Genomic DNA, 14,788 nt, shown 5'->3' with positions numbered 1-14,788 from the left:
CCCCGCCACAGTTCCAGGGCGCGGTCGAGCGCCGCCAGCGCCTCCCGGTGCGCGCCCCGCGCCAGCGCGGCGCGCCCCTCGGCGGCCCCGGCGGCGAAGCGCTCCAGGTCCACCTGCCCCGGCGCGACCGCCAGCAGGTAGCCGGGGTCGCGGGTGAGCAGCGTCGCCGGCGGCGTGCGCGGCGGGCGGTCCGGCTCCAGCACCCGCCGCAGGTGCGCGATGTAGGCCTGCAACGTGCGGGTCGCGCCCGCCGGGGGGTCGCCCTCCCACAGCTCCTCCACCAGGCGGTCCAGCGAGACCACCCGGCCCGGCTCGGTCGCCAGCATCGCCGCCAGCGCCCGCTGCTTGCGCACCCCCAGGTCGAGGATCCGCCCGGTGGCGTCGGCCACCTCCAGCGGCCCGAACAACCGGAACTCCAGCCCCGCCAACGCTTCCCCACTCCGCCGCAAAACCCCTGCCCCGGCAGCCTACGGGCGGACCCCAACCCAACCCCAGACCGACCCCAGCCGCCGCGCGCGAAAGTGATCTCACCAACCCGGAAGGACGAGGTCATATGAACATCACCGCCGCACTGCGCGCCACCGTCAGGGGCACGGTCCACACCGCCGGGGACGCGGGCTTCGACCAGGCCCGCAGGCCCTGGAACCTGGCCGTCGAACAGCCCGCCCTCGCGGTGGTGGAGGCCGCCGACGCCCACGACGTCGCCGCCGTGGCGCGCTTCGCCCGCCTCCACGGCCTGGCCGTCGCGGCCCAGCCCAGCGGCCACGGCGCCACCGGCGACACCGAGGGGACGATCCTGCTGCGCACCGGACGCCTGGACGACCTGAGCGTCGACCCCGAGCGCCGCGTCGCCCGCGCCGGAGCGGGCGTCAGGTGGGGCCGCGTGCTGGCCGAGGCGGGCCCGCACGGGCTGACCGGCCTGGCCGGGAGCTCCCCGGTGGTCACGGTCACCGGCTACACCCTGGGCGGCGGGCTGAGCTGGTTCGGCCGCAGGCACGGCTGGGCCTCCGACGGCGTCCGCGCGTTCGACGTCGTCACCGCCGACGGCGAGCCCGCCCGCGTCACCGCCGACTCCGACCCGGACCTGTTCTGGGCGCTGCGCGGCGGCGGGGGCGACTTCGCCCTGGTCACCGCCGTCGAGTTCGACCTGCACCCCGCCCCGGTCCTGTACGGCGGGCGGATGGCGTGGAGCGCCGACCGCGCGCCCGCCGTCCTGGACGCCTACCGCGAGGTCACCGAGGGCGCGCCCGACGAGCTGACCGTCTGGTACGAGCTGCTCCAGTTCCCCGGGGCGCCCGCGATGGTGGCGGTGGACGTCACGTTCCTCGGCGAGGCGGCCGACGCCGGGCCGATCCTGCGCCCGTTCGAGAAGGTCGGCGGCCTGCTGTCGGACTCGCGCGCGGTCCTGCCGGTGGCCGACCTCGGCTCGATCACCGCCGAGCCGACCGACCCGGGCGCGGGCCGGTCCCGGGCGGAACTGCTCACCCGCCTGGACGACGAGGCCGCCGCCGTCCTGCTGGAACACCCCATCGACCCGCTGCTGAGCGTCCAGCTCCGGCACCTGGGCGGCGCGCTGGCCCGGCGGTCCGGGAACGGCGGCGCGGCGGGCCCCCTCACCGAGCCCTACGCCCTCTACATGTTCGGCCTGGCGCCGTCGCGGGAGGCCGAGGCGGCGGTCCGGGCCCGCCAGGCCGGGCTCGCCACCGCGCTCACCGGCCACACCAGCGGGCGCAAGCCGTTGACGTTCCTGGCCCCGGGGGAGCGCGCCGCCAGCGCGTTCACCGCCCCCGCGCTGGACCGCCTGCGCGACCTCAAGCGCGCCCGCGACCCCCACGGCGTCCTGCGGAGCAACTTCCCCGTCCTGGCATGACCGCCGCAGGGCCGGGGGCGTGGAGGGCGTCGCGCGCGAATCGCGACGCCCTCCACGCCCCCGGCTGACGGGACTTGCCGGCGTGGTATTGCGTCCATCACATCGCTGTAGCATGCTACTCACCTAGTATCGCATTCCACATTTGGATCGTGGCCTGATGGCCATGGTCCGGAGGCGGGAGGGCTCATGAGCGACCAGGCCGCACGGCCGCCGGACGGCGCCCCCGACGCGGCGGTCCGCGCCGCGACCATGCGCAGGGTGACGCGGCGGATCGTCCCCCTGCTGATGCTCGGCTACGTCGTCAGCTACATCGACCGCATCAACATCGGCTTCGCGAAGTTCGGGCTGGAGGAGTCCTTCGGGATGAGCGGCGCCGAGTACGGGTTCGCCGCCGGGATCTTCTTCCTCGGGTACGTGCTGGCCGAGGTGCCCAGCAACATCGTCCTGGCGCGGGTCGGCGCGCGGCCCTGGCTGGCGCGGATCATGGTGACCTGGGGATCGTCGCGGCCTCGCTGGCGCTCGCCCCCAACGTGGAGACCGTCTACGTCCTGCGGTTCCTGCTCGGCGTCGCCGAGGCGGGCTTCTTCCCCGGCATCCTGCTCTACCTGACCCGGTGGTACCCCGACCGGGAGCGCCCGAAGGTCATCGCGACCGTCATGGTGTCGATCCCCCTCGCCTCGGTGCTCGGCGGCCCGCTCAACGGCTGGATCCTGTCGGCGTTCGACGGGGTGCTCGGCGTCGACGGCTGGCGCTGGATCTTCGTGCTCGGCGGCGTGCCCGCCGTCGTGCTGGGCGTGGTGTTCTTCCTGGTGGTGGCCGAACGCCCGGCCGACGCCGGGTGGCTGCGGCCCGAGCAGCGGGCCTGGCTGACCGCGACCCTGGAGCGCGAGGAGCGCGAACGCGCCGCCGCCCCGACCCCGCGCCGCCACCGCGACGTGTTCCGCGACGGCCGGGTCATCGCCCTGTGCGCCGCCTACTTCCTGCTGCTGGGCGGCGCGTACCCGCTGACCTACTGGATGCCGACCGTCATCGGGCACGTGGGGTCGGGGCTGACCAGCGTGCAGGTCGGATGGCTGTCGGCGGTGCCGTTCCTGCTGGCGGCCCTGTGCATGTTCGTCACCGGCCGCCTGGTCCGCGACGAGCGCTCGACGACGCCGGTGCTGGCGGCGCTCGGCGTGTCGGTGGTCGCGTTCGCCGCGACCGCGCTGTCGCTGGGCGTCCCGGCGGCCGCGTTCGCGGCGATCTGCGTCGCCACGATGGCCGCGCAGACCGCCAAGCCGCTGTTCTGGGCGCTGCCCACGGCGTTCCTGGCCGGGGCCGGGGCGACCAGCGGCCTCGCGTTGATCAATTCGCTGGGGAACCTGGCCGGGTTCGTCAGCCCGTTCGCGGTGGGCTGGATCCAGGACGCCTCGGGCGGCGACGACGGCCTGTCGATGACCGTGATGATCCTGGCCAACGTCCTGGCCATGGTCGTGGTCACGGGGCTGCGGCTGGCGGCCCGCCGCGCGGCCGCGCCGCTGCCCGCCCGGCCCTGAGCCGATCTTCCCGGGAAACCGCCGAAAGCTATGCTGGTGGCACTGTCCGACGGCCGGTTTCCCAGGGAGTCCCTTGTCCGCAGACGCCGAAAGCGCCAGCCGGTCCGAGCTGATCGCCACCGAGATCCGTGACGCGATCCGGGCCGGCGAGCTGCAGCGCGGCGTTCTCTACTCCTCCCGCGAGCTGGGCGAGCGGTTCGGCGCCTCGCGCACCCCGGTGCGCGAGGCGCTGCTGCGGCTCGCCGACCTGGGCCTGGTGCGCATCGAGAAGAACCGGGGCGCGCGGATCCTCGGCCAGGACGGGCGGGGCATCGTCGAGCTGTGCAGCCTGCGGCTGCTGCTGGAGCCGCCCGCCGCCCGCGCGGCCGCCGCGGTGATGACGGCCCGCGACGACGCCGCGCTGGCCGCCGAGTTCGAGACGATGAAGCGGCTGGCCGACGGCGGCGCCGAGTACTTCGCCGCCGACGAGCGCCTGCACGACCTGATCATGCATGCCGGGGGCAACGTCCGGCTCGCCAGGTTCGTGGCCGAGCTGCGGCAGACGCTGTCGCTGGACGGCCGCTACAGCGTGCCCGACCACCAGCCGGTCGAGGTCGCGTTGCAGGACCACCTGGACATCATCGAGGCGCTGGCCGACCGCGACGGCGCCGCCGCCGAACGCGCCATGCGCAAGCACCTGCTGCGTTCGGGGACGCTGCTGGTCGAGCACGCCGGAGCCGACGACCGCGGCCTGGTCGCCGAGTGGCGCCGCTGGGTCGAGATCGCCGTGCCCGAAGGCGAGCGCCGGATCTCCTGACGCCCGCTCCGGGGAGGGGGCCGGCCTTCTGCTGCCCACTAGTTGCATGCTACTCATTGAGATTAGTATGTTAAAAGTGTTCGGTAGTTCTCCGGACACCCCGACGGTGAGGAGCCCCCTTGACCTCCCCCGAACCCCCCGCCTACGCGGGGGCCGTCGCCCGCGGCCTGTGGGACGCGGGCGCCGACCTGATCGGCTACGTCCCGTCCGCCAGCGTCGCCCCCGTGATCGACGCGCTGGTCGCCGCCGACGGCGGCGCGCGCGGGTCCTCGGCCCGCGTGTTCCCGCTGTCCCGCGAGGAGGAGGCGATGGGCGTGCTCGGCGCGCTGCCGCTCGCCGGCGGGTTCGGCGCGGTGGTGATGCAGGACAACGGCTTCGGTAACGCGCTGACCGCGCTGACCACGTTCAACGCCGCCTACCACCTGCCCCTGCTGGTCGTCGCGAACACCCGGGGCGGCCTCGGCGAGTACAACTCGATGATCCACACGTTCGGGCAGCACGTGCCCGGCCTGCTCGACCGGGTGGGACTGCGCACGTTCGAGCTGGACCGGCGCAGCGGCCCCGAGGACTGGCACGCCGTGGTCGCCGAGGCGGGGGCGCACGCGCGGATGACGTTCCGCCCCGTGGTCGTGCTCGCCCACTTCTGGGCCACCGACGGAAGGGGTGCCTGACATGCGGCGCGTCGAGGCGCTGGAGATCCTGGCGGACGCGACCGCCGACCTGCCGGTCGTGGTGACCTGCGCCGCCACCAGCCGCGAGCTGGCCGCGGTCGCCGACCGCCCCAACCACCTGTACCTGCTGGACGCGATGGGCCTGGCCGGGTCCGTCGCCACCGGCCTGGCCCTGGCCGTCGCCGACGCGCCGGTGGAGCGCGTCGTGGCGATCGAGGGCGACGGGTCGCTGCTGATGAACCCGAACGTGCTGCCCACCGGCGGCCACCTGCGCCCCCGCAAGCTGCTGATGGTGCTGCTCGACAACGCCGTCTACGGCTCGACGGCCGACCTGCCCACCTACGCGGCCGGCCTCGACCTCGGAGGGGTCGCCGCCGCGTGCGGCTGGGCGGTGCGCCGCGCCGACGACCCCGGCACGCTGCGCCGCGCGTTCGCCGAGGCCCGGGCCGCCGACGGCCCGGTCCTGCTGCACGTCCGCATCGCGCCCGGCAACGCCCCCGACGTCCCGAGGCTGCTGGAGGACCCGGTCGTGCTCGGCCGCCGCTTCCGCGACTGGCTGGCGGAACGCGCATGACCGTCACCACGGTCGATCCGGCCACCGGCGAACGCCTCGCCGACCACCCCCACACCACGCCCGCCGAGGTCGAGGCGATCCTCGCCCGCCCGCACGTTCCGCGCCCACCCGGGGAGCGGGCGGCGCTGCTGCGCGCGCTGGCCGCCCGCCTGCGCGCCGGTGCCGGGACGTTCGCGTCGCTGGTCACCGCCGAGATGGGCAAGCCCCTCGGCCAGGCCCGCGCCGAGATCGCCAAGTGCGCGCTGGTCTGCGAGCACTACGCCGGCCGGCTCCCCGCGCTGCTGGCCCCGCGCCGCGTCGAGCTCGGCGGCGAGAGCGGCTACGTCCGGCCGCTGCCGCTCGGCCGCATCCTGGCGATCATGCCGTGGAACTACCCGTTCTGGCAGGTGTTCCGCGCGGCGGTCCCGGCGGTCGCGATCGGCGACGCCGTGGTCCTCAAGCACGCCGACAACGTGACCGGCGCGGCGCTGGCCGTCGCGGACCTGTTCGCCGACGTCTTCGGCCCCGGAACGCTCGACGCCGTGGTCGTGCCGCCGGACCGCGTCGGCGCGCTCATCGACGACCCGCGCGTCGCGGCGGTGGCGTTCACCGGCGGCGACCGCGTCGGCGCGATCGTCGCGGCCCGCGCGGGCGCGGCGGTGAAGAAGACCGTGCTGGAGCTCGGCGGCAGCGACCCGTTCCTGGTGCTGGCCGACGCCGACGTGCCCGCCGCCGCGCGCGCCGCCGTCCGGTCCCGGTTCCACAACACCGGACAGAGCTGCATCGCCGCCAAACGGATCCTCGTGCACCGCGCGGTCCGCGCGGAGTTCCTCGACGCGGCCGTGGCGGAGGTCGAGGCGCTGACGGTCGGCGACCCGACCGCGCCCGGCACCGACATCGGGCCCATGGCCCGCCTCGACCTGCGCGACGGGCTACGGCGGCAGCTCGACGCCACGCTGGCCGAAGGGGCCCGGCTGCTGGCCGGCGGCGGCCGCGACGACCGGCCCGGCGCGTGGTTCCCCCCGACCCTGGTCGAGGTCGCCTCCGCCGATACGACGGCGTTCCGGGAGGAGACGTTCGGGCCGTTCGGCGCGGTGCTCGCCGTCGCCGACGAGGAGGAGGCGCTCGCGGTCGCCAACGCCTCCCGCTACGGGCTGAGCTGCTCGATCTGGACGCGCGACACCGAGCGTGCCGCCGCCCTGGCCGGCCGCGTCGCCGCCGGCTCGGTCTTCGTCAACCGCGTCTCCGAGTCCGATCCGCGCCTGCCGGTGGGCGGCGTCAAGGCCAGCGGCCACGGCCGCGAGCTGGGCGACGCCGGGGCCCTGGAGTTCGCCAACCTGCAGTCCGTCCGCATCGCCTGAGGGAGCCCCATGAAGATCACCCGGATCCGGTCGCGGGCCGTCGGCGTGCCGGTCGACCGCCCGACCCGCATGTCCAACCGCGTCCTGGACGACCGCCACTACGTCCTGGTCGAGGTCACCGACGAGGACGGGCTGACCGGCCTCGGCTACACCTACGCCGGGACGGCGGGCGGCCCCCTGACCAGGGCCGCCGTGGACGACCTGCTGGCCCCCGGCTACCTGGGCGAGGACAGCGACGACATCGTCGGCCTGTGGGACCGCGCCTACCAGGAGACGCTGCTGGCGGGACGGCGCGGCGCGGTGGTCCGCGCGCTGTCGGCGCTCGACATCGCGCTGTGGGATCTGAAGGCCAGGCGCGCCGGGCAGCCTCTCGCGGTGCTGCTCGGCGGGTCCACCGCGCCGCAGCGCGCCTACGCGTCCGGCGGTTACTACCGGCCGGACGACGGCGACTGGGCCGAGGCCGTCGCCGCGGAGATCGCGTTCAACCGGGCGCAGGGCTTCACCGACCACAAGATCAAGGTGGGCGGGCTGACCGTCGCCGAGGACGCCCGCCGGGTCGCCGCCGCCGTCGAGGCGATCGGCGGCACCGGCGCCCTGGCCCTGGACGCCAACAACGCCTACCGCTCGGTCCGCGAGGCGCGGGCCGCGATCGAGGCGTTCGAACGCGCGGCCGGGGACACCCCGCTGTGGTGGTTCGAGGAGCCCCTGTCACCGGAGCGGATCGCCGAGCACGGCGAGCTCGCCGCCCGGATCCGCACCCCCGTCGCGACCGGCGAGATCCACCAGACGCGCTGGGAGGCGCGGGCGCTGATCGAGGCGCGCGCGGCGGCCGTCCTGCAGACCGACGCCGGGGTGGCGGGCGGCGTCACCGAGTGGCTGCGGATCGCCCACGCCGCCGACGCGTTCGGCCTGCGGATGGCCCCGCACTGGCACCACAACCTGCACGTCCACCTCACCGCCGCGGTCTCCAACGCCCTGGTCGTCGAGTACTTCGCCCTGGAGAAGGGGATCTTCAACTTCGAGGCGCTGCTGACCCCGCGGACGCGCCTGGAGTACGGCGACGGGCTGGTGCGCGTCCCGGACCGCCCCGGCCTGGGCGTCGAGTTCGACGAGGACGCGGTGGCCCGGTACGGGCTCGCGTGAGGCCGGGGCGGCGCGGGCCGGTCACGCGGGCGCGTCGAAGGCGGCCCAGTCCTGGCGTTCCGCCCAGGCGCGCAGGGTGGTGGCGCCGGTGGTGACCGTCGCCGGGTCGGGGTCCGGCGGCGGGGGCGTTCCCGGGGGCGGGGGCGTGTAGGCCGCGGCGACGCCCGCGGCGGCCTCGGCTCCCAGGTGCGGGGCCAGCATCTCCCGGTAGGCGGCGGGGGTGATGGCGTTCCAGCGCACCGGGCGCCCCAGGGCGGCGGCGAGCTCGGCGGCGACCTCGTCCCCGGTCAGCGCCCGCGGTCCGGCCACGATCCGCAGCGGGGGAGGGGCCGCCGCGCCGACCAGGTCCGCGACGGCGGTCCCGAGGTCGTCCAGGGCGAGCCACGGGACGGGCAGGTCCCCGGGCAGCGGGTAGGCGACCTCCCCGCCGCGTACCAGCGGGGCCGACCAGGGGGCGGCGAGGTTCTCCATGTAGGTGCGGGCGGGGGTGACCACCGTGGCGGTCTCGACGGTGCGGGGCAGCTCGGTGGCGACCAGCACGCGGGCGTCCACGAACGGCACGCCGACGGGCGCGCCCGGCACCGGGGCGGCGGGGTTGAAGACGGCCCGTCCCACACCCGCCTTCCGGAGCCCGGCCAGCACCGCCCCGGCCTGCCGGACGGCGAGGTCGGCGTCGAAGACCAGCGGCAGCTGGACGACCACGGCGTCGGCGCCGGAGTAGGCGGCGGCCAGCGAGCCGGGGTCGAGCAGGTCGGCCCGGACCGGCTCGGCCTCCGGGTGCAGGCGGGTGCCGGGGTCGCGGCGGACGACGCCCCGCACGCGGTGCCCCGCCGACAGGAGCCCGCGGACAACGGCGGCGCCCTGGACGCCGGTCGCGCCATGGACGATCACGGTTGAGGTGTTCATGGCGGCCACGCTAGTTCCCCAAGGGAAGCAATACCCAGGACGTAATATAATTTCAGAATGGAAACCAATGGGGCTGAGCAGCGGAGACTTCTTCAGTCGGCCGCGTCCGCGGGGTGCGGCGTGGAGCGCACGCTGAAGGTCCTCGACGGGAAGTGGACGACGCTGGTCGTCCGGGAGCTGCTGTCGGGCCCCAAGCGTTTCGGCGAGCTGCGCACCGCCCTGGGGTCCCCCAGCGCCAAGACCCTCACCGACCGCCTCCGGGCGCTGGAGCACCAGCGGATCCTCACCCGCACCGTGCACGCCGAGGTGCCGCCCCGCGTCGTCTACCGGCTCACCGAGCAGGGCGAGAGCCTCAGCGAGGTCCTGTACGCCATGCTCCGGTGGGGCGAGGAGCACCCGCTGACCGAGAGCTGAGGGACCGCCCGGGGCTCAGGGGGCGGGGAAGGGCAGCCCGGCCTCCAGGTGGGCGAGCGCCCTGTCGATCTCGGCGGGGCCGTCCATCGCGGGGTCCCGCGCGCACTGGAACCAGACCATGGCCACCACCCCGAGGGCCGCGCCCACGGCGTTGCGCAGGCCGGGATCGTCCGCGGCGCACCCGGCGCGGTCGGCCAGGACGCCGATGATCTCCCGGAGCAGGCCGGGGCTCCTGCGCAGGTTGGCCGCCAGCAGCTCGGGCACGGTGGCCGCGAACGCCTCCCGGGCGTACCCCGCCATGATCTCCTCCTCGGACAGGGCGGCGAACGCCGTGCGGAACGCCCCGCGCAGCACGGTGACCGGCGCGCCCGGCGGCTGGACCGCCAGCGCCTCGACCAGCGGCGGGAAGCGGTCGAGCGTGACCAGGTCCTCCTTGGTCGGGAAGTAGCGGAAGAAGGTCGCCGGCGAGATCTCGGCGGCCTCGGCGATCTGCTCGACGGTGGTGGCGTGGTAACCGCGTTCCCGGAACAGCCGGAACGCCTCGCGCAGGATCGCCTCCCTGGTCCTGGCCTTCTTCCGCGCGCGCAGCCCGCCCTCGCCCATGACCGGCACCCTATCCCGCCAATTTATGATAGTTGACTCTCAACTAAGAGAGTGCTCCCATTTTATGGAGGGCCGGAGCGGCGGTCGAGGAGCTGCTGCGCTACCTGACCATCGTCCAGCTGGGCGCTCCCGCCCGGGCGGCGCTGGAGGACGTCGAGCTGGACGGCCACCTGGTCCGCGCGGGGGAGACCGTGGTCATCGGCCTGCCCGCCGTCAACCGCGACCCCGGCCGGTTCGCCGACCCGCACACCCTGCGGCTGGACCGCGCCGACGCCGGGCGGCACCCGGCGTTCGGGCGCGGCGTCCACCAGTGCCTGGGGCAGCAGCTCGCCAGGATCGAGATGCGCGTCGCCTACCGCGCGCTGTTCGACCGCTTCCCCACGCTTCGCCTCGCGGTCCCCGCCACCGGGATCCCCATGCGCGAAAGCTCACTGGTCTACGGGGTGGAACGGCTGCCCGTCACCTGGGACCAGCCCTGATCGCGCCCGGCGCGGCCGGTAGGTGAGGCGGCGCAGCAGCGTCTCGGCCGGGCCGCGCCTCCCGCCGGGGGCCAGCCGCGCGGCGAGCAGAACGGTGGCCAGCCAGGTGGCCACCGCGACGCCCGAGGCGACCGCGTCGCCGACCCGGGTGCCGAGCCCTCCGGTGTAGGGGGCGAACACCGCCACGAACACCACCGACTGGAGGAGGTAGCACGTCAGGGACCACTGCCCGCACGCGGCCAGCGCGGAGACCACCCGTCCACCGCGCACCCGGTCGGCGACGAGCCCGATGAGGGCGGCGTACGCCAGGCCCCCGGCGATGCCGGTCACGCTGTGCAGGGCGTAGACGGCCACCGCGACCGCGTCCGAGGGCGCCCAGAGCCGGGTGTCGACCAGCATGAGCGGGAGCCCGCCGGCGACCGCGGCCACCGCGCCGGTGACCGTGACGCGGGCGAGCAGCGGGCGGTGCGCGCCGGGCTCGTCGAGGAGCCGGCGGCGGGCCGCCCAGACGCCGAACAGGAAGGCCGGGGCGGCGCTGGCGGCGAAGAACGTGGGCGTCATCGCGCTCCAGCCGACCATCCGCATCATGGAGGCCTCCAGAGGGTCGGCCATCGCGGCGGGGGTGTCGCCCTTGTCCGCCGACACGGTGAGCAGGCCGAGCCCCACGAGGACCGCCACGTGCAGGACGAGGCCGACGGCGGCGGCCCCCAGCACCGCGCGGTCGCTCCGCCGCAGGAACCCGACCAGGACCAGCCCGATCAGGCCGTAGGCGCCCAGGATGTCGCCGAAGAACAGCAGCAGCGCGTGGCAGAACCCGAACGCCAGCAGCCACAGGCTCCTGGCGCGCAGCACGCGCCGCACCTCGTGCCACGACCGGCCCTGGGCGGACTGCCGATGGGCGAGCTGGACCAGCCCGTACCCGAAGAGCGCGGCGAACATGGGCAGCGCGCGGCCGTCCACCAGCAGGATCTGGACCCCGGCCACGAGCCGGTCGAGCGGCCCGCCGTCCAGGGAGTAGCCGCGGAACCCCACCGCGTGGCCGGACAGGTACATGTGCGCGTGGGCGACGGCGATGAGCAGCAGCATCAGGCCGCGCGCGAGGTCGGGGGCGAGCGACCTTCGGGGCAGCGGAACGGCGTGCGCCGTCCGGAGGGGGGCGAGGGACATGGGGGCGGACTCTCCTTCGAGTCAGAGCAACACAACTGTAGCTACATCAATGTAGCTATCGCCGGATGCTAAGGTACAGCCGTGTAGCTAGGCAAGGGGTGATCATGAGCCCACGGACCCGGCGCAGCGCCGAGGAGCTCGTCCGCGACGTCCACGCCGCCGTGCTGGAGGAGACCGCCGAGGTGGGGGTCGGGCGGCTGACCATGGACGGCATCGGCAGGCGGGCGGGCGCGGCCCGCACCACGCTGTACCGCCGCTGGTCCGATCCCGTCGAGGTGCTGCTGGACGCGCTCTACCACGCCCACCCCGTCGAGGAGCCGGCTCCCGGCGCCGACGACCTGCGCGGGGACCTCGTCGGCGCCCTGCGCCTGATGGTCTCGTGGATGATCAGCCCCGCCGGCCGCGCCGTCGCGGCCGTCCTCACCGACCCCGCCCGCACCCCCGAGATGTCCGAGGCGCTGTTCGAACGGGTCTTCTCCCGGCGCGGCGGATCGTTCACCAGCACGGTCCTGCACCACTACGCCGCGCGCGGCCACTTCCCCGCCGAACGGATCACCCCGGTGGTGACGGACATCGGCGAGGCCCTCGTCACCAAACGCATGATGGACACCGGCGCGCTCCCCGACGACGCCTACCTGACCGAAATCGTCGACCAGGCCATCCTCCCCGCCCTGGCGCCGGTGCGGTCGTCGGCGGTAGAAGTGGGGGATGGCCGGTCGTCGTCCCACTCTTGAGCAGGTCGCCGCTCGGGCGAAGGTGAGTCGCGGGACCGCGTCGCGGGTGGTCAACGGCTCCGCCAAGGTGAGCGGCCCGGCCCGGGAGGCGGTGCTCCGGGCGATCGACGAGCTCGGCTACGTGCCGAACCACGCGGCGCGCACGCTGGCCGCCCGGCGCACGGGCACGGTCGCGCTGGTCATGTCGGAGGAGCCGGGGCGGCCGTTCGAGCAGCCCTACCTCGGGGAGCTGCTGAGCGGGGTCGGCGCGGCGGTCAGCGAGGCCGGGGCGGCGCTGACGCTGACGTTCACGCGCTCGTCCGCAGGGCGCGCCGACCTGGCCGGCGACCTGCGCGCGCAGCGCGTGGACGGCGTGGTGCTGGCCTCGCTGATCCGCGAGGACCCGCTTCCCGGCCTGCTGGAACGCCACGGCGTCCCCCTCGTGCTGGCGGGCCGGCCGCACGGCCGCGACGCCGTACGGCCGGTCTACGTGGACGCCGACAACCGGGGCGGGAGCCGGCGCGCCACCGGGTACCTGGTCGGCCGGGGCCGCCGCCGTATCGCCACGATCGCCGGTCCACGGGACACGACGGTGGGCGCCGACCGGCTCGCCGGTTACCGGGAGGCGCTGTCCGGCCGACGGGAACTGGTGGCCCACGGGGATTTCAGCGAGGCGGGCGGCGCCGCCGCCATGCGCCGGCTGCTGGACCGGGAACCGTCGCTGGACGCGGTGTTCGCCGCGTCCGCCAACATGGCCCTCGGCGCGCTGCGGGTCCTGGAGCAGCGGGGACGCCGCGTCCCCGAGGACGTCGCGGTCGTCGGTTTCGAGGACGTGCCCGACGCGTGGGGAACGCGTCCGGCGCTCACGACCGTGCGCCAGCCCACCGAGGCGATGGGCCGGCGCATGGTCGAGGCGCTGCTCGACCGGATCGCCGCGCCGGTCATCTGCGGCACCGACCTGGTCGTCCGCGAGTCAGCCTGAGACGACGGGCTTCAGCTCCTCCTCGCACCACTGGCGGAAGCCGGTGGGCGTGCTGTTCCGCGGAGCGCGCGTCACGCCGTGGTCCAGGCCCGCGTCCTTGGCCAGGTACATCTCCACCATGGCCCGGCTCACGGCCTCCGACATCCCCGAACGGAGCAGCCCCGCCCGGAACTCCTCGGCCGGCACCCGCCGGTGGCGGACCGGTCGCCGCAGCACCTCGGACATGATCCGCGCCATGTCCTGCGGGGACAGGTCCTCGGGGCCGAGCAGCGGGACCTCCTCGACGCCGGTCCAGGCGCGGTCCAGCAGCAGGTCCGCGGCGACCGCCGCCGTGTCGCGGGTGGCGCAGACCGGCGCCCGGAGGTCCCCGGCGCCGCACGAGACGAACACCCCCCGGTCCCTGATCGACGCGGCCTGGCGCAGCATGTTGTCCATGAACGAGGGCAGCGCCAGCGCCCGGTAGTGCACGCCCGTGGCCGCGATCAGGTCGTCCATGGCCAGCGCCGCGGTGACGTGCCCGGCGTTCGCGGCCACCGGGGTGCCGCGGCCGAGGGCCGACACGCCGACCACCCGCCGGACGCCCTGCTCCGTGAAGGCCGCGCACGCCGCCCGGCTGAAGTCGAGGTAGGCCGCGGTGACGTCGGTGGCGCGGGGGTCCGGCGGCACCAGCCAGAACACGGCCTCGGCGCCGGCGAAGGCCTTGGCGACCACCTCGCGGTCACGGTGCGAGCCCGCGACGACCTCGACGCGTTCGCGCACCTCGGCGGGCAGTCGCGCGGGGTCCCGCACGACCACGCGGACGGGCGCGCCGGCGGCCAGCAGACGGTCGACGACCCGCCGGCCGATCTGACCGGTGGGCGCGGTGATGACGATCATTGAGGCTCCTGGAGAAAAAGGGGGGTGGCGGCGTCCGCCGGAGACGCCCCTCAGTCAACGCCGCGCCGCGCCGGACCTGAAGGACCGATCCGGGAGCCGTTGATACCGTGCGGGTATGAGTGACCTGGAGGTCCGCCAGCTCCGGTACTTCGTGGCCGTCGCCGAGGAGCTGCACTTCGGACGCGCCGCCGAACGGCTGGGCATGGCGCAGCCGCCGCTGTCGCGGGCGATCCGGGACCTGGAACGCCGGCTCGACGTGCGGCTGCTGGAGCGCACCACGCGCCGGGTCGCCCTCACCCCCGCCGGGGAGGTCCTGCTCCGCGACGCCCGGACCGCGCTGGACGCGGTGGCGGCGGCCGCCCGCCGCGCCCGGCGCGCCGGTCAGCCCGAACCCGGGCTGCGCCTGGCGCTGAAGGCCGACTACGACGGCGGGCTGCTGCCCCGGATCCTCGACGCCTACCGGGGCGAGGCGGCCGCCCTGCCGGTGACGCTGGTGCTGGGCGGGCGCGACGAGCAGCTCCCGGCGCTGCGCGACGGCCGCGCGGACATCGCGCTGCTGCCCGTCCCGTTCGACGGACGCGGCCTGGACGTCGAACCGCTGCTGACCGAACCCCGCCTGGTGGCGCTGGCGGCGACCGACCCGCTGGCCGCCCGCCCGTCGCTGCGCCTGGCCGACCTCGCCGGCCGGGTGCTGCCCGGCGGCGCGCCCGCCGACCGGG

Annotated in this window: 17 protein-coding genes and 1 pseudogene; 13 read left to right on the top strand and 5 right to left on the bottom strand. The window is 75.4% G+C overall.

The window, feature by feature from the left end; genetic code table 11:
- Positions 1 to 428 (bottom strand): AfsR/SARP family transcriptional regulator (locus tag AKI01S_RS39470; protein ID WP_169814094.1); only part of this gene is annotated, 428 nt, incomplete at its 3' end.
- Positions 429 to 553: 125 nt separating this feature from the next.
- On the opposite strand from AKI01S_RS39470, the gene AKI01S_RS39465 reads away from it, so the two are divergent.
- The 8 genes from AKI01S_RS39465 to AKI01S_RS39435 all read left to right on the top strand — a co-directional run bounded on the left by AKI01S_RS39465 (position 554) and on the right by AKI01S_RS39435 (position 7,929).
- Entirely contained in the window at positions 554 to 1,870 is a 1,317-nt protein-coding gene (locus AKI01S_RS39465; RefSeq protein WP_067830283.1) for an FAD-binding oxidoreductase, read from the top strand.
- Between the two features lie 186 nt (positions 1,871 to 2,056).
- On the top strand, positions 2,057 to 2,479 hold the full coding sequence (locus AKI01S_RS53025; RefSeq protein ID WP_218009996.1) for an MFS transporter: 423 nt from the start codon (positions 2,057 to 2,059) through the stop codon (positions 2,477 to 2,479).
- Positions 2,401 to 3,405, top strand: coding sequence for an MFS transporter (locus AKI01S_RS39460; RefSeq protein ID WP_218009995.1), 1,005 nt, complete (start codon positions 2,401 to 2,403; stop codon positions 3,403 to 3,405). Before AKI01S_RS53025 ends, AKI01S_RS39460 begins: the two co-directional genes overlap by 79 nt.
- Before the next feature lie 73 nt (positions 3,406 to 3,478).
- Positions 3,479 to 4,201 carry a GntR family transcriptional regulator gene (locus AKI01S_RS39455; RefSeq protein WP_067830280.1) on the top strand — a complete coding sequence of 241 codons (723 nt, stop codon included), beginning with the start codon at positions 3,479 to 3,481 and terminating at the stop codon, positions 4,199 to 4,201.
- 119 nt (positions 4,202 to 4,320) lie between these two features.
- Positions 4,321 to 4,872, top strand: coding sequence for a thiamine pyrophosphate-binding protein (locus AKI01S_RS39450; protein ID WP_067830277.1), 552 nt, complete (start codon positions 4,321 to 4,323; stop codon positions 4,870 to 4,872).
- A gap of 1 nt (position 4,873) precedes the next feature.
- Complete coding sequence (locus tag AKI01S_RS39445) at positions 4,874 to 5,446, top strand: thiamine pyrophosphate-dependent enzyme (RefSeq protein WP_067830274.1); 573 nt, start codon at positions 4,874 to 4,876, stop codon at positions 5,444 to 5,446.
- Positions 5,443 to 6,786 carry an aldehyde dehydrogenase family protein gene (locus tag AKI01S_RS39440; protein WP_067830271.1) on the top strand — a complete coding sequence of 448 codons (1,344 nt, stop codon included), beginning with the start codon at positions 5,443 to 5,445 and terminating at the stop codon, positions 6,784 to 6,786. The genes AKI01S_RS39445 and AKI01S_RS39440 overlap by 4 nt, the downstream gene beginning before the upstream one ends.
- Before the next feature lie 9 nt (positions 6,787 to 6,795).
- Entirely contained in the window at positions 6,796 to 7,929 is a 1,134-nt protein-coding gene (locus tag AKI01S_RS39435) for a mandelate racemase/muconate lactonizing enzyme family protein (RefSeq protein WP_067830269.1), read from the top strand.
- Positions 7,930 to 7,950: 21 nt separating this feature from the next.
- On the opposite strand, the gene AKI01S_RS39430 is transcribed toward AKI01S_RS39435, so the two are convergent.
- On the bottom strand, positions 7,951 to 8,835 hold the full coding sequence (locus tag AKI01S_RS39430; RefSeq protein WP_157420486.1) for an NmrA family NAD(P)-binding protein: 885 nt from the start codon (positions 8,833 to 8,835) through the stop codon (positions 7,951 to 7,953).
- Between the two features lie 120 nt (positions 8,836 to 8,955).
- Between AKI01S_RS39430 and AKI01S_RS39425 the strand changes: the two genes are divergently transcribed.
- Positions 8,956 to 9,249, top strand: a complete 294-nt coding sequence (locus tag AKI01S_RS39425) for a winged helix-turn-helix transcriptional regulator (protein ID WP_245681965.1) — start codon at positions 8,956 to 8,958, stop codon at positions 9,247 to 9,249.
- Positions 9,250 to 9,264: 15 nt separating this feature from the next.
- Here the strand turns inward: AKI01S_RS39425 and AKI01S_RS39420 are convergent, their stop codons facing one another.
- Complete coding sequence (locus tag AKI01S_RS39420; RefSeq protein ID WP_067830260.1) at positions 9,265 to 9,852, bottom strand: TetR family transcriptional regulator; 588 nt, start codon at positions 9,850 to 9,852, stop codon at positions 9,265 to 9,267.
- Positions 9,853 to 9,932: 80 nt separating this feature from the next.
- Between AKI01S_RS39420 and AKI01S_RS39415 the strand changes: the two are divergent.
- A pseudogene (locus AKI01S_RS39415) lies at positions 9,933 to 10,331 on the top strand (cytochrome P450); the annotation flags it as partial.
- Here the strand turns inward: AKI01S_RS39415 and AKI01S_RS39410 are convergent.
- A complete protein-coding gene (locus AKI01S_RS39410; RefSeq protein ID WP_067830255.1) occupies positions 10,281 to 11,498 on the bottom strand; it encodes a DUF418 domain-containing protein in 1,218 nt (405 codons plus the stop codon). The pseudogene AKI01S_RS39415 and the gene AKI01S_RS39410 sit on opposite strands and share 51 nt — an antisense overlap.
- A gap of 104 nt (positions 11,499 to 11,602) precedes the next feature.
- On the opposite strand from AKI01S_RS39410, the gene AKI01S_RS39405 reads away from it, so the two are divergent.
- Together AKI01S_RS39405 and AKI01S_RS39400 are read left to right on the top strand one after the other, a co-directional pair.
- The gene (locus AKI01S_RS39405) at positions 11,603 to 12,232 is read left to right on the top strand and encodes a TetR/AcrR family transcriptional regulator (RefSeq protein ID WP_067830286.1); all 630 of its coding nucleotides are present in this window, start codon (positions 11,603 to 11,605) and stop codon (positions 12,230 to 12,232) included.
- Between the two features lie 22 nt (positions 12,233 to 12,254).
- Positions 12,255 to 13,193: a LacI family DNA-binding transcriptional regulator gene (locus tag AKI01S_RS39400; protein ID WP_245681964.1), complete on the top strand. Its 939-nt coding sequence runs from the start codon at positions 12,255 to 12,257 to the stop codon at positions 13,191 to 13,193.
- Here the strand turns inward: AKI01S_RS39400 and AKI01S_RS39395 are convergent.
- Positions 13,185 to 14,069 (bottom strand): NAD(P)H-binding protein, encoded by an 885-nt coding sequence (locus AKI01S_RS39395; RefSeq protein WP_067830250.1) that lies wholly within the window; start codon positions 14,067 to 14,069, stop codon positions 13,185 to 13,187. The two genes, AKI01S_RS39400 and AKI01S_RS39395, sit on opposite strands and share 9 nt — an antisense overlap.
- A gap of 115 nt (positions 14,070 to 14,184) precedes the next feature.
- On the opposite strand from AKI01S_RS39395, the gene AKI01S_RS39390 reads away from it, so the two are divergent.
- A partial coding sequence (locus AKI01S_RS39390; protein ID WP_157420485.1) for a LysR family transcriptional regulator occupies positions 14,185 to 14,788 on the top strand: 604 nt, incomplete at its 3' end.

Source organism: Actinomadura kijaniata NBRC 14229 (assembly GCF_001552175.1).
In the GTDB taxonomy this organism is placed as follows: domain Bacteria; phylum Actinomycetota; class Actinomycetes; order Streptosporangiales; family Streptosporangiaceae; genus Spirillospora; species Spirillospora kijaniata.
Note: the sequence above shows the minus strand (reverse complement) of the source record. Positions and strands in the feature narration are given on the sequence as shown.